Below are 24,204 nucleotides of genomic sequence, written 5' to 3'. Positions count from 1 at the left end.
TTTCACACACAAGAAAAGGCAGAAAACAAATTGTTTAAGGCCACTAATTGTGGCCTTTATTCATTTAGTCAGGAGAGGTTCAATCATCAGTTGTAGCTCGCGCTCTCTTTCTTCAGCCTCTCGTCGCTCTGCTTCATTGACCAATCGCTGTAGCTTGTCCATCGTGCGGAACGACGGACGGCGCATAACACTTTCGTGGATAGTCGCATTATTCAGTTCAACAAGATGCCCATAGTGTCGGAACTTAATCCCGACAGAAACCGCATAGAGCTGAGTATCGTGCTCGAACAATACGTTTCCGTGCTTTACGTTGAGTAGCGTTCCCTCATCCATCAATTTGTTAAGCGCCTTATCCCAGAGAGGGCAGTAGGGAAAGGTAAATCCTTCCAGAAGGGCGGTAAAACAAAGTGAAAGGGTGTTTCCTAACTTCATGGTTTACTGAAATTACTCCTGTTCAGGTTGTTACCAATGCATTTCCTGTTGCAACTTACTGCTGTATTGTACCTTAAATAGGTATGTATTTACCTATCAATTGACGCGTTTGAAAACGTATACGCTGACAGTGATTCCGGTGTCTTCAAACTCGTCTGTAAACGACTTCCCTTTGGCGTAGACGTAATTATCCAGCGTCATCCAGTTCAGAATTGGCGCATCACCCGGCAATACGGCTATCAGACGCCCGCCAACTTTAAGATGACCCAACGCAGCCAGCGTATGCTCTCTGTGACGACCAAGAGAGTAGGGGGGATTCATGACAATTTTGTCGAACTGATACCCTGCGTTATCTTCTGACCATTTCATAAAGTCACAGCAGACCGTGTTGGCGTAGCCCTTGCCACGGAGAATGTCCGCAAAGAGCGGGGCGACTTCGATACAGGTGACGTTTTCCGGACTGGTGTCTACATAAGCAAGCAGATCTCCACGCCCGGCTTCCGGCTCCAGCAGCGTCTCATTCGGTTTCATCTCAACGGCCCTGGCGACATACTCAGCGATCACTCGTGGGGTAGGGTAGAACTGATGCGACTTTGAATCCGGGATCAGTCCGGTAGCCACAATCGTATTGAGCGTATGGCTGATGTCATACGGGAACTGCCAGTGGTTTTTATCCTGCACGCCGCCAATGGAGCTCAGAGTGCGCTCCAGCTCTTCTACCTGCGTCTTCTGGAGGCTCGAATCATAGAAGTACCAGACACCTTTGTCTTTGCTGAATCGCCCGTCACGCAGCACAGTACGAACCGGCTCGGAGATCGTCTTCTGGATTAACCCAAACTCTTTTGGTGCCCGCGTTTTGGGTGCAGTGCGGCAGGGGGCAGGGATGGCAGCAGGCATACTGTACGCCAGCACTTCATTCAGCTTCCAGGCGACATCTGGGTGGATTTCAAAGTGAACATTGCCGTTCTTGAACATCTTAACCCGCATCAGGTTTCCGTCGACATTCATCCAGTCACCGGTCTGGCAGCCGTTTGCCCGGTACGCAGCTGATAGCATCTCAGTTGTGCGGTTGATGGTAATGAACTCTTTGTGCGCGAAGAAATGAAGCATGACACGCAGATCGTCGATGTAGTCCTCTTTCCGGTAGTTCACGCTGACGCTGTCCCGCCAGAACTCGGAAATGCAGTTGGCGATGATCAGACGCTCGCTGAAGCCGTTCGTCTTATTGGTCTTGTGAGCAGGACTCAGTGCCTTGAACAGACCATACACGCGCTCAGAGAGATATTTGTGCCTGTCATTCAGCAGATTGAGCATCGTTGGGATGACCGTCTCTGCTTTGAACTCTGGCACACCGACAAATTCCTTCACCTTCATCTGGTAGCCGGTTCTGTCAGTCCTGATGGTTTCCTGCTTGCCCTCGATGAACTGCTCGCGCCACTCGTCGCGGCGGGAAGCTGGCATAATCAGCAGAACGTTGGTCATATCCGTGACCTTCTTCCAGTATTCGGCCCAGATATTCTGTTTCACCCACTCAAGATTGACCTTGTCCAGCCAGGGGCGATTGAAGCGTGAACGCTCGTCATCTGGTTTGTGATTCAGTCGCAGCAGCCGGTTGATCATGTTGTGGCGTTCATCGCCATAAACGAAGTCATGAACCTGATGCATAAAGGCGATTTCCTTCTCGCACTCGGCCACAATTTCGTTGATGACGTTCATCTCTTGCCGGTAGTCGATGTGAGTGTCTGGAGTGATAGAGTCAATGATGGAAAGAGCTGTATTCATAATTACACCACTAAACAAATTGTTTTCTTGTTGGCGTTATTATCTCAAAACAGAATAGGTAACAAAGAGAGAAGTAAAGGTTGATGTCGGCAATGAAGTTTTTTTTAAGTTTACTTAAGACTTATCTCGCAGGTAGACGTACCATGCAATTCAAATCCACTTTGAGAAGAGATAATGAATAAAAATATAATATTGCTGATCTTAGCCAGCGCATTCGCAATGAACGCCCATGCTGATGATGCCAACAATGGATATGCCGAAACGAACAAGGCTTCCAGCTACATCAAGTGCGGACTCTATGCTACGGTTGCAAACCTCCACAAGGACAACCACAGCGATATCCCGGAATCAAATGCCGATGCATTCAGAATGCTCGCGCTGAAGCACTGGAGAATTGGTTCGAAGCTCATAGGGGCTTCAAGTACCGGCGATAAAGAGATAATCGATTTTGCTACCTATCTTTCCTCGCAAGAGGCCATTACCTGGGATGCGGTACCAGAGATGAACAAATCGAGCAACAATGGCAGGGCAGCAATTGCGGCTTATAGCAATGCAAACTGTGACATATTGTTAGAAGCGGCGAAGTAGAAGAGGTGGCTTTAGCTTTCTTCTTAAGATGGTGGATCAGTTGCAATTGCTCAAATTACTGATGAAGACTTTACCGTTCAGATTTGCTCTAAAGAAAAGCCTATGCATGCCGATAATTAAACTGAAGGTATTATGAAATCACTTTCTATCATATAAAAGGAAACATACTTTATGAAAATCAGGAAGATACAGAGCAATGACGGGTTGTTCTGTACATGCTGTCAATTGCCAATTGATCAATGCAAAAATCGCTCTAAACCATTGAAAGGTTAAAAATGGCCACCTTGTGTGGCCATTTTTACTCTTAACGTATCTCATGTTCTCTTTATACATAATATTTTGACGAACGCTGCTGTCGAACTTTGCTGCACATTGTTAAGCTCAGTCTGAGTATTTCAACATCCACTATCTGGCACAGAGCTACCTGTCAGCATAGGTGAAGCTCTGTGCTGTAAAAGTATAGGCCAATGCAGATTAGTGGCGTACCTGCTGCATTTTGTGCGGCTGTTCGGTAAGGTCGTGACGATGAGTTAGTTCACGCATCATGTCTTCGAGACGGTCAATCGTGCCGGTCAACTGATCTGCCATTTCGCCTAACAGCTTCTTCACGGCCATCGGATCTTCACTGTTCAGGTCAGGCATTTTGTACCCGACCTGAGCCGCCATAATTCTGAATGCAGTCATCAGCATCGCCAGAGAAGATTTCAGACCGGCAATCTCGCTATCTTTGCTGGGGTTGCTTTCATCTGTTCGTGGCATTACCGGAGAGCACTTCGGCTCACTGACCATATTGAGAGTCGCCTGAAGTTTGTCGGCGCGATCTTTTTCGACCAGATACGCTTCACCCAGATGGCGAGCAAGCATCACTATCTGCATCGGCTCATCAAACAGGCTGGAAAACTTTAATACGGCAAAGACACGCTCAATTTCTGGCATGGATTCATGGCCGACAACAGCACCCAGCATTTCCACCAGCTCACGTGCGCCGACTTCATTGATGATTTTCTCAATGTTGGCGTTATCTGCTTTGCATTTCTGGCACATGTGTTTTTCCTTATCTTTTTAAACAAGTTGTTTTCTTGATGTCGTTATTGTGGCGTAACTGAAAAGGTGGACAAACGCCACGTAAAGGCGGACGCCAGCACTGGCGGTCTGTTAAAAGAACCCGAGAATGCTGCCTACCGGAACAACGAAAATTCCCACGACACGCGCCAGCGTCATACCTGCATTAAATTGCAAATCGCCACCTGAAATGAGCTTTGCCAGGTTCATTACCCAACCGCCAGCCATCAAAATGGCGAGACCGATGAACAGTGAAGAGATGTTCTGAATACTTAACTTCATGCCACCACCTCAGTCACAGGATGAGGTCGCAGAATGCTGTCCACCATCATTCCATCCAGAGAGACAGAAGGGCTGTGCTTCGCTGGCGCTGAGATCAGAGGGGATTCTGGTGTCGCGGTGGTTGAAGTGGCTGGATTGACGGGTTCCGGTATCAGCAGACTCTGACCGGCTGGTACGGCTACCGCTGCCAGAGACGCCAGAATGAGTGCGTAGGCCATTGGTTTCAGTCGTTTGAGTTGATAATTTTCCATGAGAACTCTCCATGTCAGCCTGGTGCTGGCGCAGGATGCGAGAAGTCACAGACTTGCGAGCCTTCTCGACAGCGACAATCGTGCCCAGATTTGAAATGGCGAACGCCTGAGCGTCACAACGTTGCTCCAGCGCAATCACCCGATCTTCCAGTTCTGCAAGACGTGCAGAAACACGACCGCAAAGCAATTCGGCCAGAGCAAGACGTATTGAACGAGGACGTTTGATGAAAGAGGTGAGAGGCGTTTGGCGAGCCATATGAATTCCATTCAGTGTCAGAAAGAGCTGCGGCTGGCATAGCCAGCCGCCTGTTTGCGTTCCATCCTGGAACAGTACCTTGCCGGTACGTCGTCATCCTGACGACGGATAAGATACCTGAATTAATACAATAGGTAAATACTTACTTATTATTTTGTGCCAAAAAACCGACATCTCGTTTGTGAGGGGTTTCAGCCGCAGCATACGCGGCGATCTTAGCCAGCCGATCGCACATTTCGTTTTCGCGATGACCATCATGGCCTTTCACCCACTTCCAGCGGACATTGTGCCGGCTGGCGGCCACATCGAGGCGCTTCCAGAGATCGACGTTTTTAACTGGCTTCTTCTCAGACGTCATCCAGCCATTACGCTTCCAGCCCTTCATCCAGAGCGTCATACCGTTTTTGAGATACTGGCTGTCTGAATGCAGGATCACGTTGCAGGGGTATTTGAGACGCTCCAGCGCCATCAGAGCGCCCATCATCTCCATCCGGTTATTAGTGGTGCTGTGGAAGCCATCAGACAGCTCACGTTCTTCTTCACGATACTGAAGAACGATACCGTATCCGCCAGGCCCGCCCGGATTTTTAAGGCAAGAGCCATCGCTGAAGACTTTCACAGTTTTAAGCTGGGGATTGAATTCGACTACAGGCGTTTTGACGTTGGTGCGGATCTGCTGGTGGGTCTGGCGTCTGGCTTCAGACTTTGGGCGGCAGCCAGTTTTTTGCCGGGCTGGGGTCTTGGTCGTCATAGTGGCTCCAGAAACGCGCGCCGCGACGTTTTTTTCCTCGCGCGTGTGCGCACGCGTGCGTGTATTAACTATTTAAATTTAAAGTTTTTTTAAAAGAGACTTACTTCCCAGAACAGGTTTTAATTAACCTGAACTGAACGAACGAAGTGAGTGAAGTTCACCTCGAACGAAGTGAGAGGTTGTCTTTTCAGGTAATACTTTCCCAGGGAGGTGAGTACAAAATTTCCTCACCAACCTGGTCGTTACATAACCTGAAAAGTTATGACCTAAGTCTACTGCCAGCTCAGGCTTGGGAAGTTATGGATGACAGCACCCCAGAACCGAGATCTTCCCACACTTTATGAAGGGGAGTACTGGATTCAACCTCTCGAAACATCCCAGACTCGACAATCATAAAGTGACCCTTCTCTCTGCTCACTTTGGTTCCCCCTTCCCCGACCCCTTAACGGTGCCGGTTCTACGCTGGTAGTGAGCTTTTTTAAACCTGACGCCAGTGACGCTATCCCCCACCCATCAGGTCGAGCTTCCGGATGTGTCCGGAAGCGGGGTAATTTTACCACTGGCAATTTGCGTTTTAAATGGTAACTACTTACCTATTAAACTGTTTGATTATTTTCTCGACCATGAAGCTGAACGTTCAGGGCGAAGACCTCGTTGATCAGCTCTCCCATGAGTTGCTCCACCAGTTCTCTGTGCTCCCCTGTGTGAAGACACTTAAGCGCCCACTCATAGAGACTGAAGGCCTTATCACGATCTTTCATCATGTCGCGTGCTTTGACCAGAAAGTCGCTCTCAACGAGCGCTACGACGTTCGTCGGGTATACCATGATAGTTTTCCTTAGTGTGGTTCATAAAATTGATTCTAGAGCGTCTGGAGAGGGGTTCTACGCTGTTCCGGAGTTTGATAACGGTCTGGGAGTTGTCGTCCTGAAAAAGCCTGCTTCCGTATAATTAATAATAAGTACTGTATTATTTATATATACGGAAACAGGTTCACAAACAACTCCCAGACTGGTGTTTAAGCGGCCTTCTTAGGTGGTCTTTTTTTCCTGATAACACTGGCAGGATCGTACCCACCCAGCTTTTTCATTACCGCCAGCGGTATCTTGCTGATGCGATGCCCGGCGTCCTGACAGAAGCCACGGAAGATGACGAGCATACTGCCACCGGGATTGACGTTGACTTCCACCAGCCCGAGTTCAACGTCAGGCTCGACGAACGCTACGCGCCCACCAGACAGGATGACCGTTTCGTTGGCGAATTCCGCGGCACGTTCATACCACTGTGTATCAAGGGACTGCGGAATGAGCATAACCGTTGTCACGCCACGTGTTTGTTCGCGGATAGCCGCGTCAATCCAGGGTGTGATTCTGGAGTAGGGCGGGTTCAGAAACGCCATCGTTCCGGGTTCACCCCAACTGCATTTGAGAGCATCGCGCTCCACGCCGATATAGACCGGCAGAAGTGCGTTATCCTTGTTACAGGCGACGTCCACATCGAACTTTATGCCTGTATATCGTTGAATGGCGACAAACAACCACTGTGGTGTGCGCCAGAGGTCACGCAGAGCGGCATCGCGCTCCCGTTTCTTGATTTTCTCTGCTGCGATCATTGCTCAACTCAATAGGTAACTACATACCTATTTTTTCATTTCAATGCAGTTATGGCAAATAAAACTAAAACGCGCCAGAAAGCTAACGGGAAGCTCACTGGCGCGTTTTTTCAATGCTGGATATGCGATTGGCTTACCCAGCATGTGAAAGCGCTCTGGGGGCTTTAGATTTGGCAGGGGAACATCATCCAATAGAATACTCCGCAACGAATTTTTTGACGATCGGGGACTCTTCGTTAAGTGTGAGATTCCCACCCTCCCGCAGCGCGATACCTGTCGCCGGGAAAACAGCCATCATCTGGCCAGCCTGAGTAGAGGCTGTGCTGAGAGGGTAGGGTTTATCCGGGTTACTCATGAGCGCGAGCTTGATGCTGTTACTTGTTGCCGATTTCGACTCAAGCAGGTGACGCATAGCAATAACCGTGTATACGCTGATCTCCGGGCCGCCACTGAACCAGTTCAGGAGATTCAGGATCTTGTCTTTCGCTTTTACTGGCGCCTTTTCGAAAGCCGCACTAAAGACCTCATTCTCAAGACCGGCTGCGGAATAGAACGACTCGTCTTTGCCTTCCAGCGTGAAGCGTGGCTTGCCAGGCGTGCGCTCCGTTTTCTTCCGTTCAGTCTGGGGTTTTGGCTTTACAGCTTCTGACGGAGGTTCGGCTTTATCATCGGCCGCGTCTTGCCGGGACTCGACTGAGGTAATGATGGATTCCGGTTCTGACGTCGGCTCCGCACACACGCCGGCCATCAGATCGCGTTCTGGCTCAACAAGCTGCTCAGGTTCGTGCTCTGTCTCCAGCGCTTCGAAGACACTACTCATATCCTCAGTCGTATCGGCGGCAAGGACCTCATCGGCCACCACTTCAACGGGTTTGGCAATTCCGTCATCAAGGCCTGCCAGCAGATCGTCAATCTCATCAACGCCACTCGCTTTCGCCGCATTTGATGCAGGCTCATCCAGCGATTGCAGCATAGCCGTCAGTTCGTCCAGATCATCGTTTTTAACAGTGTTAACGGTGGTTCTCATGTGTTTCTCCTTCGATTAAGCGTTTCCGCATTTGGTGAGTGTATTCTGACAAAACCTATCAGGCGGAAAAGTCATAATTACAGGCAGTTAGAAGAACTGAAGGCAAAGAAAAAGCGCCATCAGGCGCTTTCGAATGGGAGTTTGAAGAAACCGTATTTCTCTCTGGCTTTGAAGAAACACTGCATCATCAGGTCAGTATCGTACAGAGCGCTGTGGGCCTTCTCACGGTCGTAAGTGAATCCAAGTGAGAACGCCAGCTCTTCCAGACGTGGACGCTTGCCGTCTTCCGTAGCCCACAATCCCTCCAGCATCGAGTCCACCAGCGGGATATCCGGCAGCGTCACACCATAGCCTTTGAACTCGTGACGAATGAAAGGAATATCGAACGCTTCTCCATTATGTGCGACCAATGCACTACAGGCGCCCATATATGCGGCAATGTGCTTTGCGTGGTCTGCTAACAGTGGTTCCACAGCCAGTTCTTCCAGCGAAATACCATGAACCGCCTGCGCTTTAGGATCGATACTTCGACGTGGGTTAAAGCGCATTTCAAGGCTGTCGATGTGCTTCTGGGTTTCCAGTTCGTAACGGGTAATGGCGATTTCAATGATTTTGTGGCCTGACGTATAGTCCAGCCCGGTGGACTCGATATCTACGCCACCGACAATCGTGGTCATTGCTACTCCTTACAACTTCTTTGCGCCTTTCAGCAGTGCGCTACGCACGAACTGAGCGGCTTTTTTCAATGCTTCCTCACCCGTTTCGCAGACAACCGGCGCACGCCATTCGCCTGTCGTGGTGTTGAGGACGTTAATCTGATTGGTTTCGAGACAGACGGAGATGTAAAGCACCGCGCCGCCAGCGAGTCTGAGGTGCATGGGAAAAAGAGGACGTTTTGTGCCACCGTTGAACTGTGACATCGCAACGTTTATGGCCTCACCAACGTCTTCACTGACAAGTCCCTGTACGGACTCGAACACGGCACGGACAGCCAGACGCGCTTCCCGATCGCTCATAAGAGAGCGGGATTGCTCGTCCGCTATGCGGATCAGCGCTTCGATCGTTTTCCGATTCAACTCATCAGTCAGGGGAAGTTCGTCTATCATTCTGTTTTTCCTGCGTTCTTTTGGCGTGTTTTATTGTCGCAATACTTAACAGGGGAACAACTGTCAGTGAACGGTTACTCGACCAATGAAGCGGCGCTCGATGTTTTCGGCCACACGGTCAAGGACACGAAAGACCGATCTGGCTCGTGACTCAACGGTGCGGCACTTATCCGCGATGATGAACACTTGCAGATCGCCAATTTGAGGCAGAGAGTTAATCTTGGTGAGTTCGCCGCACATCAACGCATCAATACGCGCCACATACAGACGGTCCAGAGAACCCCGCTGTGCTCGCTTACGGTCGTCGTCACTCAGCTCGACCCCCGGACGCAGCCCGGCAATAGCATTGAAGTTGGTGACGATGGTCTGGTGGCAGAATCGCTCAATGTCGAGCGCCAGTTCGATGCAACGGTCTTCGTTTGTCTGACCGACCAGATCCAGTGTGTACGCCATGACATCCGCAGGCGTGCGATCGATAACAAAGCCTTCCACACCCCGTGTGATCATCTCGATGTGTTTTGCGATCTCCTGCTGTACCTGCAGTCGTTCAAAGAGCGGCATCTGTTCGCCCACTTTCACGCCCAGCCGACTCATCAGCTTTCCGACACCGGCATCCACATACGGAATGCCGTAATGCTCCTCGATGTATTTTGCCAGGGTTGTTTTGCCACTGCCCTGAGCACCAGTGATCCCAATCCGGTAATCCATTACGACCTTCTGTAAACGATCTGCAAAAAGCCAGGCTCATCCTCACTCTCACGTTGGGTATAAGCCGTATCCACAGGTACAAAGCCAAGTGAACGCATCATTGTCGCAGGGAAGAACGTGTCCGCACCTGGTACAGAGACGCTCATATGTGACAACCAGATCTCATCCACGTAAGGCATCAAAAGTGAGTAAATCTGGGCACCGCCAACCACCCATACCGGATCTGGCAGTTTCAAAACGTCTTCCACATTAACGGGGTAAAAGCCATTGGGGATATGCCCACGAGAACGCGTCAGAACGAGGTTGTGGCGCTCTGGCAGCGGTCGTTTAAGACTTTCCATCGTATTGCGTCCCATCACGACAGTGGCGTTTTTGGTGAGTTGTTTGAACAGTTTCAGATCGGTAGGGCAACGCCAGGGGAGTTCGCTGCCAATGCCGATTTCGTAGTTGCGGCCAACAGCTGCAATCATCTTCATTGGCTTACCTCATAAATAACAGGACGCTGGTGGTAGCCGGCCAGCGCGGAACGTAGCCGCGCGTCTTGCACCAGTGCAGCGATTAGCAGATCACCTTTATGCCCGGTAAGTGTTTGCTTAATCAGCGACTCATAGCTGGAGTTTGGCGCTCTGAGGTGCAGCCAGTCATAATCGATGCCGAAGTCTTTCAGCCAGCGTTTGGTTGGTGATTCGAGTAAAGCGGAACGGCTGTCGATAAGCACAATCTCCGCGCCAGATCGCGCAAAGCCACGAAGCATTCGGCTGGTGGGGAAGATAAGTTCATCACCGGCAATGAGTGCGCCAGCATCGTTGTCAGACGCTGATTTTCGATGGTTGCCCCTCGCCAGCACACCTTCAATCTCACACAATACGTACATACCTCTGGCCATATCACACCGCCACAGGAACCTTGATCCACGGAAGAGGGGTATAGCCGCAGATCTGCACGCCATCCCATTTAAAGTCGTCCAGTTCGGCCCATTCATGTGGGAAAATGACAATCGGATCTGACTCAGCAGGCGCTTCACGTTCCATCAACTCCTGCACACCCTCTTTGTGGTTGTCATAGAGATGGACATCAAAGCCAAAATGCACGAATGCGCCAGCCATGTGGCCGGTGATCTTCGCAATAAACTGCGTCAGGATGCCGTATCCGGCGATGTTGAATGGCATACCCACGAAGGTATCGACACTGCGCTGAACCAGGCAGGAGTTCAGAATGCGCTTCGGAATCCCCAGCTCATCCAGCGTTTGTTCGGAGATACCGCCTTGTTCACCCAGAAGGCATAACATCTGCGTGTAGATGGATTCGTGGCCGTGGCGATTGTGCTGCAAGCCTATATCGGTAGCCATCGTCAGTCGGGTCTCAAAATCCAGCTCACGACTCCACAGCGAAAAGACAAAATGGCACGGTGGAAGCCTCATATCTTCCAGTTCGCCAACGTTCCAGGCGTTCAGCAGGATACGACGATCTGTCGGGTTGGTTCGCAGCTTGTCGACAATGGACTGCAACTGGTCAATCTCGCGGGAAAGGACAACGCGATTTTCGTTGATGCCCAGATAACCCTCAACCTTGTAGCCACGCTCACAGTACAACTCAAGTTTTCTCAGGTACTCGTCGTGGGAAATGATGCGCGTGTCATTCCAGCGGCGCCACTGCTTCCCATAGACCGGGCCTAAATCCCCGTTCTCATCAGCCCATGCGTCCCAGATTTTCACGCCGTTTTCTTTCAGGAACTGAATGTTGCCGGTTCCTTTGAGATACCACTCAAGCTCCACCAGCAGCGGCTTGAGATTGACGGATTTTCCTGAGATCAGCGGAACAGAACCGCCAGTCAACATGTAGAAAGACGGCACGTAGGAAACGCTCTCAGTACCAGTACCGGTGCGATCGTCGGCATGAACGCCACTCTTGAGTACCGTCTCAATGACTTTTGCATACGAAGAATTGGCAAGCTGACCATTGGTATGCTCACGATTAAGAAGGATAGACAAATCAGACCTCACAAATGATAAGTAAGTACATATCTACATATAAGTTTAGCCAGAGCAAGCCTGCAAGACTAGGGTTCTATGACAAAAAAAATGGTGGCACTCAGGCCACCAAAACTGTTTGAAGAATATTAATATTGGACAATAAAACACGCCCAAACAATATATAATGATAGGTTTGTACTTACAAATCTTTTTTCACTATCTCATACAGTGATGATGCCTTCGCTTTGTCAACGAAACGCGTCAGGTCAACGTCGCTGTAGGTCGGAGATTTGAGTATTTTGCCATCTGAGAGGCGGAAACCAATCATCATGTCCGTACCTTCTGCATGGCGGAAGCCCAGATCCTCTTTGGCGTATTTGCAGTTTTCAACCGCGACACGACGCTCTTCAGCATCAGCGGGCCACAGTTTCGTCATGTTGGAACGATGGATTTCGGCCACCAGTTCGACGATGTCGATGCCGAGGAAATCAGCCAGACGGTAAGTCATCATGCACGCAACGTAGATCTTGTTCATCACACGACGCATGTCCTGAATCAGTTCAGAATCGCTTACCTTCTTCGTTTCCAGCTTGTCTGCCAGTGCATTCAGCATTTCTGCCGCTTCTCGCGCTTCCTCAAACGGGATAGCCATGTCCTGATATACGGTATTGCCCGGAACCATGATGGTATGGATGAAACGATCGACACTCTGCTCCTGAGTGTAATAGGTCATGCCTGTGGAAATACCACCTTTGATAGCCACCATTGTTCCAACGCCCACATACAGAAAGTCTGCCATCGCATCCAGCAGCGCAGTCATGTCGCCTTTCTCTGCTGCCGGTATACCCTCGGTAACAGCTTCTTCGTGGATTAACTTCGCACGCAGTCGCAATAATGCCGGTTCTGGCATGACGCGGCGCGGATGCTGGAACAGCGCATGGAACTGGTCAACCATCATGTAAATGCTTTCTGTCGCCTGCCCATAACCTGGATTCAGTTCATACGGCTCCGGTTTGAAGCCAATCAGTTTGTCAGCAGCTAATTTCAGATGGTCGGTCAGTTTCGTAAATTTCATTTCTTTGTTTTCCTTCGTACTTCATTTGATGCGTCAATTGTGACCCAGACGCACCAGGCCACAAAATCGTAATACTCGGCTCAAAGGTCAGCGAACAGATAACTCTGACAGCAGCCAGCATTTCATCCAGGCCATCGCATCCACTTCGATCTCGGGGAAGCCGGGTACTCGTCCCAGATCCCGAATCGTCATGATTGACGCTGGCAGAGACAGCCTGAACGTACTGGTTAAGTCATAGAAAGCCTTGACCATCTCCATGCGGGTTTTGCCTGCGTTTCCGTTTTCCCAGCTCTGGAACAGACACATACCCGTCAGCATGAAGACGTGCTGCGGCCCCTCAATGGGAAGTGCGTTCACTCCATCGCGCACCAGATATTCGCCAAGAAGACGAACGGTCGCGGCATAATCGAACAGCTCATCGCGCTTAGGTTTGATGTAGATCCCCAGCTCTTCAATTTCCTCAATCTCATAGGATTTCAGCAGCCCGGCATCGTATGCGCCCTTGTCTATACCGTTCATGATCTGCCGATAAAACACCGGGTAGTCATACTGACCAAAAGCGTCTTTTCGTATCCCGGAAATGATCAGCCGTGCGGCAACGCGTGAGTAGTTCGGTGTAGCGGGAGTAGTCAGTGCAGCAGCTGCCTTCACCAGTGTCTCGTGCAACTGTCTGGTGGTCATTCCGTCGAAGATGGACGCAGCTGCGCCTGAAGACACGGCAGCAGCGCTGACGTTGCGGATATTCTCTACGCCGCGCATCAGAACGCGGTTAATTTTCTCTTCTGACAACGGCTCAATTGAGCCATTGCGTTTAACGATCCTTGTCATATCTTACCCATTAAAAAGGCCACTTTATCCGTGGTCTTATATTAGTAAATAAGTAGTTACCTATCAATTCAGGCTTAAAGAATCCCGGAAAGGACGTCGCGAACCTGACGGAACTGATCAGTCTGCATACCGGTGTAAATCGATGCTATGGCGTCTGCAAGGTGTTCGTTCTTGTTGACGAGCACTTCCTTGCCAGCTTGCTTCCTGCGAAGCCATGGGGCATCTGGTTGCTTCTGTGTAGCCCACTGGATGATCTCTTCCTTTGACGTAGTCAGTTTATTCCCGACGTAATGCTTTATCTCGTTTGGCGTGACCTGAATCAGTGGCTTATCGACGCAAGCCAGTACTCCGATACAAATCCCATATGACGTCTGAGCGCGACTTGATTGACTACCAACCGGCAACTCGCAGAACACCATATGCGCCTGATCGATGATGGGTTTCGCTGTTCGCCAGATTTCATTGGCGCGGCGCAGGTCGTCACTGTTAACACGAACCGTCTTTTTGTTACCACCTGCTTTGGTTTCCACGAGCGTCAGCCCATGAATGCTCAGCTTGTCGGTTTCCAGATCAAGTGTCCCCATAGCCAGGCCAAAGTTGCTCATTGAGGGGTCGACACCAACCACACGGATGATTTTACTCATACAGATCTCCTTACCATGTTGCCCATATCGGGCATTCCATTAATTTCTCTTCCAGGCTCTTTGCATGGGCCTTGCCGGCAGGCTCTGGAATACGGCTTACCACGTGAATGCTATCGCTCGTCAGCACACCTGACTCAATATCTGCGTCCATCATGCTCTGGCCGATGAAGTTACACATAATGTCGATCAGCATACGTGAGGCTCTCGCGTTCACGCGGAACACGTGTGGCAGAGAAACCTCTATCACTGCGCTCTTACCATCGTCAGTATCGAAGCTCAGTTTGCCTCGATTTGAAAATTTCCCATACGCGTCGCAATCAAGGGTCATGCAGGAAAAGGCCTGGCCAGGCATGGCAACCTGGTCGGCCCGTGTATTCACTCTTCGAATCAGATTAGTGAACGCCATGATGGTGTGCGCTGCCATTGCCCCGTAAAGCGCATCCTCTTTAATGTTCAGCTCACCGGTCTCCGGGATCACCACGAACCCCGCCCCGGAGTGAGGAAGATAACCGCCTTCCGCAAATGGATTAATCAGAATTGGGGCTGTACTTCCTGACGGCATGGATTCCAGATTAGACATCCGCGGCGTCTCGGACAGCAGACTGGTCAGCACCACAAACTGCTCTGTCTCAATATTGCTGTTATACCAGGCAAGTCTGGGGGCAACGTCGGCGGCGGTGTAGCAGTTAATCAACCTGATGGACTGCATTACGGCGAACATCTGCAAGAACTGCGTGCGGCTCAGATTAAGCGACATAGCTACGCCCCTCTTTCACTTCGACAGTAATGATTTCCCGGAACCACGACTTCATCTCCTTGTGGGAAATGATCATCACCGTGCCGCGCTCACGAGCCTTAGCTTCCAGAATCCCCATGAGCCGCTCCAGACCGGCAGTATCCAGCGCATCGTCAATCTCATCACCGATAAACAACTCGATGCTCTTGCTGGCACGACTGGCGACCAGATCTTGCAACGCCAGCGAGCAAGCAATACGAACCTTTCGCTTCTCGCCACCAGACAACGTCTGGAAGGACTTACTGGAACCGGTTTTGCTCACACTGATATTGAACTTGTCGCGATATTCGCCTTTCTTGGTGGTTTCCATCGTAGACCATTCGGCCACGATATTGCCGTCTGAAAGCGTGTTGAGATACTCCGCAGTTCTGATATTCAGGAACGGGGTGACAGAAGTCAGGATGTGAGAACGGACACCGGCTGGTGAGTACACCTGGCGAGCTTTCTCCAACAGTAAAGCCTGCTCCTGCATATTCTTTAACTCTGTTTTTAATACTGCATAGTTAGATTTATTGGCAGCCAGGTTATCTTCGTGACGCTTAATAACGGCCAGAAATGGATTTACTTCTGCCACGATGCGATTCACGTCAGTACGCGCCCGCGCCACCATCGCTTCGACGGCCACAACTTCACGTTCACGGTGGCGCAGCGCACTTAGTTCATTGGTCAGGCGTTCGATTCTGGCGATGATTTCTGAGACGTCAGGTGTGGCTGCGACCAGTGCAGTCTCGATGCCGATCGCTTTCTCAAGACGAGCTTTGTGTTGAGCCACTGCCGCAGCTGATGCCTGCGCCTGGCCGATCTCATTACGCGCTTGCTCAATGAAACTCTCCTTCACGGTGGACAAATCTTCTTCGCAGTAGGGCTTTCCACACGTAACACAAGGTGCTCCGACTTTTGTGCTGACCTCTTCTGCTTTGGTTTTAAACGAGCGAGCGCGGTTCATCGACTCGTTCTGTGCCGCTTCTGAAGTACGGATGCTTGAGCGGATCTCCGTAATCGCACCGCGCACCTTCAGCAGTTTGGCATCATGCTCTTCTTTGGAGGCCAGCTTCCCACGTTCACCGGCGATAGCGTTCTCCGTATCGCGGATTTGTTCAGGCAGCGTGCGGATTTCCATCACGACTTCAGACAGCGTTACCTCGGCGCCAGCCAAATCGACCCGGGCTTTGTCCAGACGTGCGCCGCGATCGCGCTCCCAGCTCTCAGAGGACGCTTTGGCCGCCTCAATCTCAGACTTTGCGGTCTCGATAAGCGTGACACAGGCGTCCATTTTGGATTTAGTAACATCCATGCGTGCGGCAGCTGCATTAGCACGCTCACGAGCAATGGCATAGGCACGCGTTAACCGGTCGACGCCAGCGGCTTCCTCCACGATGGTTTTGAGGTTCTTGTCTGACATGCCTGGAAGATCTGGCATCGCTTCCTGACTGGCATAGATAGACGCCATGAAGACTTCTTTTGAGGCACCAATCAGGCGCTCAACGAACTCCTGCGTCAGTGTGTCTTTTCCTTTGGTCATGTCGCCGTCTTCACCACGGACAATGAGCCGGTTCTTGAACTCTTTATGTTTGCGATGGCGAATGATCGCGTATTTCTTGCCTTCGTCTTCTACTGTCACCATCACCCGGCAGTTCTTCTCGTGGCCTGTAGACAGCACATCATCACCTTTGACGCCATGTGCAGTCTCACCATACAGACACCACATTAAGCTGTTCATCAGTGTGGATTTCCCAGCACCATTGCTGGCGGCAGACGTGTCACCACTGTTCACCCCCTGGATCAGCACCAGACCACGCTGGTCTAACTCAACCTCGGCACTGGCAAGCGCCATGAAGTTCTCGACCTGTAGTTTTAAAAATTTCATACAACGACCTTCATTCTGTCAGTGCAATGTCTGACCTTCTTTCAATCTGAACTCTGTGTGGGCGGGGAAAGATCTACGTTGAAGAATTCCTTTCTTCGACAGACTTCCAAGATAAAACGCCACACGATTTCCTTTTGGTGGGTAAGGCTTCTGGAACATCACCGTCTGGCCACTTTCAAGTTTTCTCATCATCTCGATGAAGTCCCAAAGGCCACCAGATTGATCCCAATTCACACTGCCTCCGCGCTCTCCGCTTCGGTCAGGATTTCCTGGCACAACATGTCCAGCCGTGCGAGGTCAAAACCGCCATCCGTGTCGTGGACGATTTTGCAGTACGCCGCCACAGACTCGCCCAGACTGTCAATCTTGCTGGTTTCGGCAGTACTGGCTGAGCCTTCCATCATCGAGGCTTTGCGGATGAAGTTGCAGACAACACCTTTTGCGCCCATCGTTTTCAGGACGTTCTGGAGTTTGATGCCTTCTTCATCGCTCCCGACGACAGCACGAAAGCGCACGTAGTTGCCGCGGATCTGGTCGTCGTCGACATCATCTTCCAGGTTCACGAACCTGGGCGCAGAGGTTTCGTGGTGGGTGAATGTGCCGTCAGGATTCACGATCATGAAACCCGCCAGCGAACCCACATCGCCCCAATTCTGGTGAGTCAGTGCGCCAATGCTTACCACGCCCGGCAGCACTTCTTTATGGTTGTGATAATGCCCGGACAGTAACAGGCGAAATCCGATGTCTTTCAGTTCCTGCGCATCGATTCCCACATCCGGCATGGTGGGGATTGCCTTGTTGATGGAGGTATGAACAACCACGTCATGCTTGTCGCCTTCCAGTCCGGAACGCAGTGCTTTTAGATCGCTAATCAGCTCGGCGTGGTTGTTACGCCAGCTCACCAGATGGACAGTGACATCGCCCGCCTTGATTGCATGAGGACGCTTACCACAGACGATTTCCACGCCAATAGATCGCAGTGACGCCGCTGCATTGGCGCTGTAGACAGAGTCATTCGTTTCGAGGTCGTGGTTGCCCGCGAGCATCGCCACCTTGAGGCCCAGTTCGTCGATAATCCATTCATAGGTTTCAGTGACAAAGTGCAGGACTGAAGGGGATACAGCACCACGAACGTGGAAAGTGTCGCCAGCCACCAGCATGTACTGGCATCCCGCAGCTTTCATGGTTCTGGCAGCTTCTTTGGTCGCTTCCAGTTGGATCTCCAGTCTGGAGTTCAGCCCGTCAGCGTTAGTTGTCGCAAAAGCATCCCAGCGATGATAATGGGGATCAGCAATCACCCCGTATGGAACAGTCATGTGTCTTTTCCTTTGTGGTTGTTTTGATACAGACATTAAGCGTGCTGTAGAGGCGAACAACTCTGACAACACGGCACAACAGGAAGAGTTCAGGCACATGATTATGACAAATAATATAAGTAATTACATACCTATTTTTAATGGTGAAAAGCGTTCCGGACGGGTGGGTTTACTGAGGGTCTCGGTACAACAGCTGCGTACCTGAAGGGGATGTGTCGATAAGTCTGAATCCACGCCGTTTCAGCATATCTGCCATTCTGGTGGATTTGTGATAACACTTTGCCATGATTGCGTGAGAAGGGTTTGATTCCAGCATCTCTGTGACAACCTTAGAACCGTAGCCTTTACCCTGTAGCTCTCTGATAATGCTCACGGCGCGAAGTTCCAGACAGGGGGCGCCTGACGGATCTAATGCGGCACACAGCCAGATGATGCCAGCTCTTGTGTCGTCAGAATCGCGCATCACAATGTAGATGAAATGTCCGGAGTACTTGCCTTCTTGGTTAGTTCTGATGGCTTCGCGGATCTGCTTTTCGAACACCTTGTTGCTTTTTGAGGACAAAAACTCTCTGGAGAAGTGGCCTCTGCGAGCGCCGTCCTCAAATTCAGCCATAAGAAATGGGATATCCGCGAGGGTTGCGTACTCTGTGTAAAATTCACTCATGCATAATTCCATTTGGCTCTCAGCGTCCCTCTACGCTACGCCATTTTAACCACGAGTAAAACCACAAGTTTTTCTTTAAATCGCGTCTGAGGGCTTCTGACGTGCTTTCCTGATATCGACCACCCCTGCTTTTGGGCGCGGATCTACCAAATTCAGCTCTTCTTCACTGTGATACTCCGTATCGAACTCCCGGCTGACCTGACCAATGTAGATAGCTGTCAGCAGGCTATCTTCATTCAGGAAGTGGCCGTAGGATTTGCGGATCACTTCGCTAACTTTCTCGATCTTCTCGCCGCCCATACAGAGATGGTTGAAACGACTGTGTTTGCGCAGCATCTCATCAACCGGGCCAGAGTATACCTTTTCGACTTTACCAAAGCGGATGATCTTCCCGGTATCGGCCTCAACCAGACATACCAGTTTACTTGGGGAGAGTCTGTCACGCCAGGTTACGCCAGAACGCAGCGTGTTGAAGTAGGGAGCGTCCAATCCGATGATCGGTTTACGAAATGCAAGGAGCGGCACATACCTGATGCAACTGTTCAGGTGGAAATGAGCACCTGCTTCATGAAGTTTGAGACGAGCATCATTAATCGGGCATTTCGATGCAATCCCACAGAGTTCGCAGAGAAGTTTCTGCTTGTTAAGGGTACTGTTTGACTCAATGGTGTAGGAACCATCCTCAAGACGTCGTACCCAGCGCGTGCGTTTTAGATCCATAAGCTATGTACAGGTTGTTTTTGTCGGAGACGAAGATAACGTACCAGGCACACTGATGAATGCAAATGCCTGTTTTACTTATCCCCATTATTCACTGTTTCGATCCAATAATTCGATCCCAAATAGATCACAGCAAGATCCAATACAGATCCCCGCACCCTCCAAGCCCTTGTGCCGTCTGGCTTAGAAGGTGATCACTATCCACTATAGACAGTCAAACAACCTCTGTAGAGAGCAAAATAACCGCTATGAACAGCAAAGTAACCTCGCTGGAGAGCGGTTGATAACCACTATAGAGAGTAGAGACTGCTCTGGTCTTTGGATAACTGTTCTACCTGAATTTTTCACAACCATCTGATGTCTATGACGATATTGGCGCATACACAAAAGAAGGCCGAAAACAGCCCACCAACTATCCCCAAACTTACCCAGAACGCTCTGTGTGCAAGTCCCTGTTATTTATCAACAGCCCCGATCCAGTAATTCAGATCCCAAAGAGAACCTTCAAGATCAAAAAGAGATCCCCGCACCCCGCAAAGCCTTGCTGCATAAGCCTTTAGAGATGATCGTTATCCACTGTAGAGAGTGAGGCAACCACTATGGGGAGCAGAAAAACCGCTGTAGGCAGTATATCAACCACTATGATGAGTGCTACTATCCACTATGACCAGCTAAGGTGATGATCCGCCGTCGCGCAGAAGAGACAACTGGAATGAGTGAAAACGACAATAAAAACATAGCGATAATTGAGGCTTTCTCCGAAACCGATAAAAAGACCGGGGAAGTTGTTACGTTAGTTCCTAACACCAACAACACTGTCCAGCCTGTCGCTCTGATGCGTTTAGGACTATTCGTTCCAACATTGAAATCCACTGCGAGGGGCAGAAAGGGACAAATGGTGTCGATGGACGCCACCGAAGAACTGAAGCAACTGTCGCTGGCCAAAGCTGAAGGCTATGAGGATATCCGCATCTCAGGTCTCAGGCTGGACATGGATAATGATTTTAAGACGTGGGTAGGGATTATCCATGCCTTCGCCAAGCACAAGGTCGTAGGCGACACTGTCACGTTGCCATTCGTTGAGTTCGTCCGACTGTGCGGTATTCCTACCGCCAGGTCTTCCGCAAAGCTGCGTAAGCGACTGGACAGCTCACTCAGCCGTATCGCCACGAACACCATTTCTTTTCGTAGCAAAGGTTCAGAAGAGTTTTACGTAACGCACCTGGTACAGACGGCAAAGTACAGTACCAAGAACGACACGGTAGAGCTGAAGGCTGACCCGAAGATTTTCGAACTCTACCAGTTCGACAAGAAGGTACTGCTACAACTGCGAGCCATCAACGAACTCTCAAGAAAAGAGTCGGCCCAGGCGCTCTACACGTTCATCGAGAGTTTGCCACCTGATCCGGCACCGATATCACTCGCACGTTTGCGTGCCAGACTTAATCTCACCAGCCGTACCATTACCCAGAATGCGACAGTCAGGAAGGCAATGGATCAGCTCAAAGAGATTGGTTATCTCGATTTCACCGAAGTGAAGCGCGGAAGCTCTGTGTATTTTATTATCCACTATAGACATCCGAAATTACGCCCGGCCCAGATACCGACCAACGCAGGTGTCGATGAGTCGGATGATGATATCCCAGATGACGTAGTGGAAGGACAGCAGGATGAGCAGGGGGAAATGGTAATGTTGAGCAAGGAAGAACTGGCGATCCTCGAAGAGCTGCGCAAGGCCAAATCGAAAAAGTGATGTAACCACTGTAGAGAGTAAAAGGCTCACTATCCACTGTAGTGAGCCTTTTGTGTTTCTGGGGTTTGGGCAACCACTATGGAGAGTGAAAACCAAACCTGCTATCCACTGTAGTCAGTAGGAAGCTTATTATTTTTCTCGTGTTAGTGATTACTAACCATGATGTTCAGGGGACTGCGAGGTTAGTGGTCACTGGGTGTGCGCCATTTATTGCTCACTATAGTGGTTGTTAGTGATAGCCTGTCCACTATGGTGAGTGGTTATCTGAAGAAACACCCAGGCAACCACTGTGGAGAGTAGATAACCACTATAGAGAGGGAATGTTTACTCTCTATAGTGGTTGCTCGATGGCAAGGCACGTCCTGTCACTCCCTACAGTGGATGACCGCGGGAAACAATTACTCTCCACTCACTACAGTGGTTAATGAAATGCGTGTGAAAGCAGGGGCTACTCTCCATAGTGGATAGCCACTATGGATTGAGTCATTCCGGAAGTGTTCTGCTCGCCATAGTGGTTGGAACGTCACTGCGGTGCTGTTTACTCACCGCAGTGGATATCGAATCAGACGATCTTCTTCAACAATCCCCAGAGTGTCTGGGCCTTCGTGGTGAGCTTGTTTGTTTCCGGATCGTACATGCGCCATTCATGTCGCTGGTGGACGATGTAACCGTCCTCACGTTCCAGTCGTTCTGAGTAGCCGGGTTGTCTGAAACCTTTCGCACGCCAGTAGCCGCTCGTTTTTTCGATTTCAAGACCTGCCAATGTTACAGCCATTAACCAATCTCCTCGCAGTCATCGAAAAGGTAACTCTCGTTCTCTGCATGAACGCCGTAGATGTCACCGAATTTATTGAAAACGAAATTGTCCCCGCCAGTGCCGGTTAGTTTTCCGTTGCGCCGGGTGAGGGTGGGGGAAGACAGTATGCGATCGTCACGCAACACATAGAACTGATCACCGCTATCCACGACCATCGCGCCATAGGACGCTCTGGTGAGGCTGATGAGGTTATCCTCACTGGTTTCGGCCACAGACATCTCACACTGATAAACGTGTATATCAGCGAGAATAGATTGGGGCAGGAGTAGTAGTGCCAGTGCGATCTTCTTCATGCCACGACCCCTTTGAACACCTCGAACGCTGAGTTGCTTACCAGTACGACGGCCAGTGTGTTGACCATCGCGCCATTGACGGGTGCCAGAGCTTTCCGGATCGTCCCTGTAAACAGGCAGTCGAGTACAAAAGCTATCGAGACAATGAGTAATAAGGTATCTATTACAGTCTTCATAGTAGGTAAATGCTAACTTATAAGTATTTATGTGTAAATATCACTCAAAGGTGCTGATGCCTAAAATCCGCTCAAGATGCGCAGCGTCTTCGTCGCTGAGCTGGCGTGTGTCATCAACGTACCAGCAATTACCGTTATTCCAGCAAACACCGTCTTTATCAACGAATACGGAGTCTGCATCCTGCCCTGTGTATTCTGGGAGTATGCGCATAATTGCAGCCTGAATCTCTTCTTCATTCAGGCCATTGCACTTCACCATAAACAGGGGGAATACGTCATAGTCGGTGCTGGCTGTAATGCGAACCAAAGTCTTCATCTGCTTATCCTTATTGGTAAGTACTTAATTATTATATTGTGCACATTAAGGCGCACAATAAGCTTATTCAGGGCAGTGGAAAGAACTTTTCCAGCGTGCGGTCGACGGCTTTATCGATGTGCATGAGATGCCAGACGATCATGTCTTTGCTCCCCAGCCCGCGGGTGTAGATGACGTCGAACTTCCGCCAGGCTGCGTGAAACCAGTGCGGTGTATCATCGACCGGCAGATCCTCTCCAGCCTCCTTGAAGTACTTGAGCAGCATTGCCTGTTCAGCGGTTGGCGTCGGGCCAATCTCTTCTGCATACATCCGGATGAAACGCTGCCAGTCGGCTTCATCCTCTGACGGTTCCGGGGCGTTCATTTCAGCAATGGCGTCGCGCAGCTGCTTCGCCCACTCGGGTTCCGGATAACCCTGAGCGATTTCCTTATCGACAACATCCAGTGCAGCGTTGGCCGCGTCATAGAGTTTTTTCATGCTTCTTCTCCTGCATCAAAAGGAATACGATCATTGCCGCTCTGAAAGGGTTCGGGTTCTGGATCAGATGCTGTGGCGTGGAGCCGTCCACTTTTCTGTGGGCCGCTCTCCACTCGCCTGGCTGTCTGGCGGGGATGACCCCAATGCGATACCGGTAAATGATGTCCCAGGCATCTATCGGATCATTGCACCAGTCAAAAGAACCAAACCCGTCAGGACCTTTGGCAATCACAGCGGTGCAGCCATCGTCCTGCATCCCTTTCCATCCATAACTGGAATTAAGTGGCTGGTGGCCTGTCGCTTCTGCGACCAGACAGTTGATCTCAAAGTCCGTCATTTCGGAGTAGTTCTTAGGGAGTTTCTCGTTCATCTCAGCCTCTGTATTCAATAAACGCGAGGGGGAGTTTCCGGACGCTGTAACCGTCCTTTAACTGCCTTGCGAATACCTTCTCTACAACATGTTTGTCGGGGTTGAACAGGTAGTTGCCTGGGTACTTCGTTTTGAAGACATTTCCGTCTTTCATCAGCCACCAGGCATCAACGATTGCCACACGATAACTGCGTGGCGTTGTCACTTCTTTTGCCTCTACAGATATCAATTCCATATCAGTAAACATTTTGTTTTCTTGGT

General features: G+C 50.4%; 29 protein-coding genes and 2 pseudogenes. 2 read left to right on the top strand and 29 right to left on the bottom strand.

What is annotated here, in order from left to right:
* Positions 1 to 60 precede the first annotated feature (60 nt).
* A complete protein-coding gene (locus HVX64_RS23820; RefSeq protein WP_130097683.1) occupies positions 61 to 432 on the bottom strand; it encodes a hypothetical protein in 372 nt (123 codons plus the stop codon).
* A 96-nt stretch (positions 433 to 528) separates the two neighbouring features.
* Positions 529 to 2,214, bottom strand: coding sequence for a DUF4942 domain-containing protein (locus tag HVX64_RS23815; RefSeq protein ID WP_161215623.1), 1,686 nt, complete (start codon positions 2,212 to 2,214; stop codon positions 529 to 531).
* A gap of 174 nt (positions 2,215 to 2,388) precedes the next feature.
* Here HVX64_RS23815 and HVX64_RS23810 point away from each other — a divergent pair, with 174 nt between their 5' ends.
* Positions 2,389 to 2,802, top strand: a complete 414-nt coding sequence (locus HVX64_RS23810; protein ID WP_130097685.1) for a hypothetical protein — start codon at positions 2,389 to 2,391, stop codon at positions 2,800 to 2,802.
* Between the two features lie 474 nt (positions 2,803 to 3,276).
* Here HVX64_RS23810 and HVX64_RS23805 read toward each other — a convergent pair whose 3' ends face one another.
* The 21 genes and pseudogenes from HVX64_RS23805 to HVX64_RS23705 form a co-directional block, all read right to left on the bottom strand.
* Entirely contained in the window at positions 3,277 to 3,846 is a 570-nt protein-coding gene (locus tag HVX64_RS23805; protein WP_130097686.1) for a hypothetical protein, read from the bottom strand.
* A 111-nt stretch (positions 3,847 to 3,957) separates the two neighbouring features.
* Positions 3,958 to 4,146, bottom strand: coding sequence for a hypothetical protein (locus HVX64_RS23800; RefSeq protein ID WP_130097687.1), 189 nt, complete (start codon positions 4,144 to 4,146; stop codon positions 3,958 to 3,960).
* A 9-nt stretch (positions 4,147 to 4,155) separates the two neighbouring features.
* On the bottom strand, positions 4,156 to 4,653 hold the full coding sequence (locus tag HVX64_RS23795) for a hypothetical protein (RefSeq protein ID WP_130097688.1): 498 nt from the start codon (positions 4,651 to 4,653) through the stop codon (positions 4,156 to 4,158).
* A gap of 142 nt (positions 4,654 to 4,795) precedes the next feature.
* Positions 4,796 to 5,456, bottom strand: a pseudogene (gene rnhA, locus HVX64_RS23790) (ribonuclease HI); the annotation flags it as partial.
* A gap of 544 nt (positions 5,457 to 6,000) precedes the next feature.
* Positions 6,001 to 6,231 carry a hypothetical protein gene (locus HVX64_RS23785; protein ID WP_130097690.1) on the bottom strand — a complete coding sequence of 77 codons (231 nt, stop codon included), beginning with the start codon at positions 6,229 to 6,231 and terminating at the stop codon, positions 6,001 to 6,003.
* 191 nt (positions 6,232 to 6,422) lie between these two features.
* The gene (locus HVX64_RS23780) at positions 6,423 to 7,016 is read right to left on the bottom strand and encodes a phage N-6-adenine-methyltransferase (protein ID WP_130097691.1); all 594 of its coding nucleotides are present in this window, start codon (positions 7,014 to 7,016) and stop codon (positions 6,423 to 6,425) included.
* A gap of 184 nt (positions 7,017 to 7,200) precedes the next feature.
* Positions 7,201 to 8,043, bottom strand: coding sequence for a hypothetical protein (locus HVX64_RS23775; protein WP_161215622.1), 843 nt, complete (start codon positions 8,041 to 8,043; stop codon positions 7,201 to 7,203).
* Positions 8,044 to 8,162: 119 nt separating this feature from the next.
* A complete protein-coding gene (locus tag HVX64_RS23770) occupies positions 8,163 to 8,720 on the bottom strand; it encodes a 3'-5' exonuclease (protein WP_130097692.1) in 558 nt (185 codons plus the stop codon).
* A gap of 9 nt (positions 8,721 to 8,729) precedes the next feature.
* Positions 8,730 to 9,149 (bottom strand): hypothetical protein, encoded by a 420-nt coding sequence (locus HVX64_RS23765; protein ID WP_130097693.1) that lies wholly within the window; start codon positions 9,147 to 9,149, stop codon positions 8,730 to 8,732.
* Positions 9,150 to 9,212: 63 nt separating this feature from the next.
* Complete coding sequence (locus tag HVX64_RS23760; RefSeq protein WP_130097694.1) at positions 9,213 to 9,857, bottom strand: AAA family ATPase; 645 nt, start codon at positions 9,855 to 9,857, stop codon at positions 9,213 to 9,215.
* Complete coding sequence (locus tag HVX64_RS23755; RefSeq protein ID WP_130097695.1) at positions 9,857 to 10,333, bottom strand: dihydrofolate reductase; 477 nt, start codon at positions 10,331 to 10,333, stop codon at positions 9,857 to 9,859. Before HVX64_RS23755 ends, HVX64_RS23760 begins: the two co-directional genes overlap by 1 nt.
* Positions 10,330 to 10,743: a hypothetical protein gene (locus HVX64_RS23750; protein ID WP_130097696.1), complete on the bottom strand. Its 414-nt coding sequence runs from the start codon at positions 10,741 to 10,743 to the stop codon at positions 10,330 to 10,332. The genes HVX64_RS23755 and HVX64_RS23750 overlap by 4 nt, the downstream gene beginning before the upstream one ends.
* A 1-nt stretch (position 10,744) precedes the next feature.
* The gene (locus tag HVX64_RS23745) at positions 10,745 to 11,848 is read right to left on the bottom strand and encodes a thymidylate synthase (protein ID WP_161215621.1); all 1,104 of its coding nucleotides are present in this window, start codon (positions 11,846 to 11,848) and stop codon (positions 10,745 to 10,747) included.
* Positions 11,849 to 12,029: 181 nt separating this feature from the next.
* Positions 12,030 to 12,905: a phosphoribosyl-ATP pyrophosphohydrolase gene (locus HVX64_RS23740; RefSeq protein ID WP_130097698.1), complete on the bottom strand. Its 876-nt coding sequence runs from the start codon at positions 12,903 to 12,905 to the stop codon at positions 12,030 to 12,032.
* A gap of 189 nt (positions 12,906 to 13,094) precedes the next feature.
* Positions 13,095 to 13,733: pseudogene (locus HVX64_RS23735) on the bottom strand (ATP cone domain-containing protein); the annotation flags it as partial.
* Between the two features lie 74 nt (positions 13,734 to 13,807).
* Positions 13,808 to 14,377, bottom strand: coding sequence for a hypothetical protein (locus HVX64_RS23730; protein WP_130097700.1), 570 nt, complete (start codon positions 14,375 to 14,377; stop codon positions 13,808 to 13,810).
* Between the two features lie 10 nt (positions 14,378 to 14,387).
* Entirely contained in the window at positions 14,388 to 15,134 is a 747-nt protein-coding gene (locus tag HVX64_RS23725) for a hypothetical protein (RefSeq protein WP_130097701.1), read from the bottom strand.
* Positions 15,124 to 17,040: an AAA family ATPase gene (locus tag HVX64_RS23720; RefSeq protein WP_130097702.1), complete on the bottom strand. Its 1,917-nt coding sequence runs from the start codon at positions 17,038 to 17,040 to the stop codon at positions 15,124 to 15,126. The genes HVX64_RS23725 and HVX64_RS23720 overlap by 11 nt, the downstream gene beginning before the upstream one ends.
* 230 nt (positions 17,041 to 17,270) lie before the next feature.
* Positions 17,271 to 18,356, bottom strand: coding sequence for a metallophosphoesterase (locus tag HVX64_RS23715; RefSeq protein WP_130097704.1), 1,086 nt, complete (start codon positions 18,354 to 18,356; stop codon positions 17,271 to 17,273).
* A gap of 169 nt (positions 18,357 to 18,525) precedes the next feature.
* Positions 18,526 to 19,020 carry a GNAT family N-acetyltransferase gene (locus HVX64_RS23710; RefSeq protein ID WP_130097706.1) on the bottom strand — a complete coding sequence of 165 codons (495 nt, stop codon included), beginning with the start codon at positions 19,018 to 19,020 and terminating at the stop codon, positions 18,526 to 18,528.
* 75 nt (positions 19,021 to 19,095) lie between these two features.
* Positions 19,096 to 19,740, bottom strand: a complete 645-nt coding sequence (locus HVX64_RS23705) for a hypothetical protein (protein ID WP_130097707.1) — start codon at positions 19,738 to 19,740, stop codon at positions 19,096 to 19,098.
* Between the two features lie 712 nt (positions 19,741 to 20,452).
* Between HVX64_RS23705 and repA the strand changes: the two genes are divergently transcribed.
* Entirely contained in the window at positions 20,453 to 21,493 is a 1,041-nt protein-coding gene (gene repA / locus HVX64_RS23700) for a replication protein RepA (RefSeq protein WP_130097708.1), read from the top strand.
* Positions 21,494 to 22,055: 562 nt separating this feature from the next.
* Here the strand turns inward: repA and HVX64_RS23695 are convergent.
* The 6 genes from HVX64_RS23695 to HVX64_RS23670 form a co-directional block, all read right to left on the bottom strand.
* The gene (locus HVX64_RS23695) at positions 22,056 to 22,268 is read right to left on the bottom strand and encodes a hypothetical protein (RefSeq protein ID WP_130097709.1); all 213 of its coding nucleotides are present in this window, start codon (positions 22,266 to 22,268) and stop codon (positions 22,056 to 22,058) included.
* A complete protein-coding gene (locus tag HVX64_RS23690; RefSeq protein ID WP_130097710.1) occupies positions 22,268 to 22,603 on the bottom strand; it encodes a hypothetical protein in 336 nt (111 codons plus the stop codon). The genes HVX64_RS23695 and HVX64_RS23690 overlap by 1 nt, the downstream gene beginning before the upstream one ends.
* Positions 22,604 to 22,819: 216 nt before the next feature.
* On the bottom strand, positions 22,820 to 23,095 hold the full coding sequence (locus HVX64_RS23685; protein WP_130097712.1) for a hypothetical protein: 276 nt from the start codon (positions 23,093 to 23,095) through the stop codon (positions 22,820 to 22,822).
* Positions 23,096 to 23,162: 67 nt separating this feature from the next.
* Positions 23,163 to 23,573, bottom strand: a complete 411-nt coding sequence (locus HVX64_RS23680) for a hypothetical protein (RefSeq protein ID WP_130097713.1) — start codon at positions 23,571 to 23,573, stop codon at positions 23,163 to 23,165.
* A complete protein-coding gene (locus HVX64_RS23675; protein WP_130097714.1) occupies positions 23,557 to 23,943 on the bottom strand; it encodes a DUF2591 domain-containing protein in 387 nt (128 codons plus the stop codon). The genes HVX64_RS23680 and HVX64_RS23675 overlap by 17 nt, the downstream gene beginning before the upstream one ends.
* Position 23,944: 1 nt before the next feature.
* Positions 23,945 to 24,190, bottom strand: a complete 246-nt coding sequence (locus HVX64_RS23670) for a hypothetical protein (RefSeq protein ID WP_130097715.1) — start codon at positions 24,188 to 24,190, stop codon at positions 23,945 to 23,947.
* Positions 24,191 to 24,204 lie beyond the last annotated feature (14 nt).

The sequence above is a fragment of the Citrobacter sp. RHB20-C16 genome (genome assembly GCF_013890155.1).
In the GTDB taxonomy this organism is placed as follows: domain Bacteria; phylum Pseudomonadota; class Gammaproteobacteria; order Enterobacterales; family Enterobacteriaceae; genus Citrobacter_A; species Citrobacter_A amalonaticus.
The sequence above is the reverse complement of the archived record's forward strand: the minus strand, read 5'-3'. Positions and strand labels throughout refer to the sequence as shown.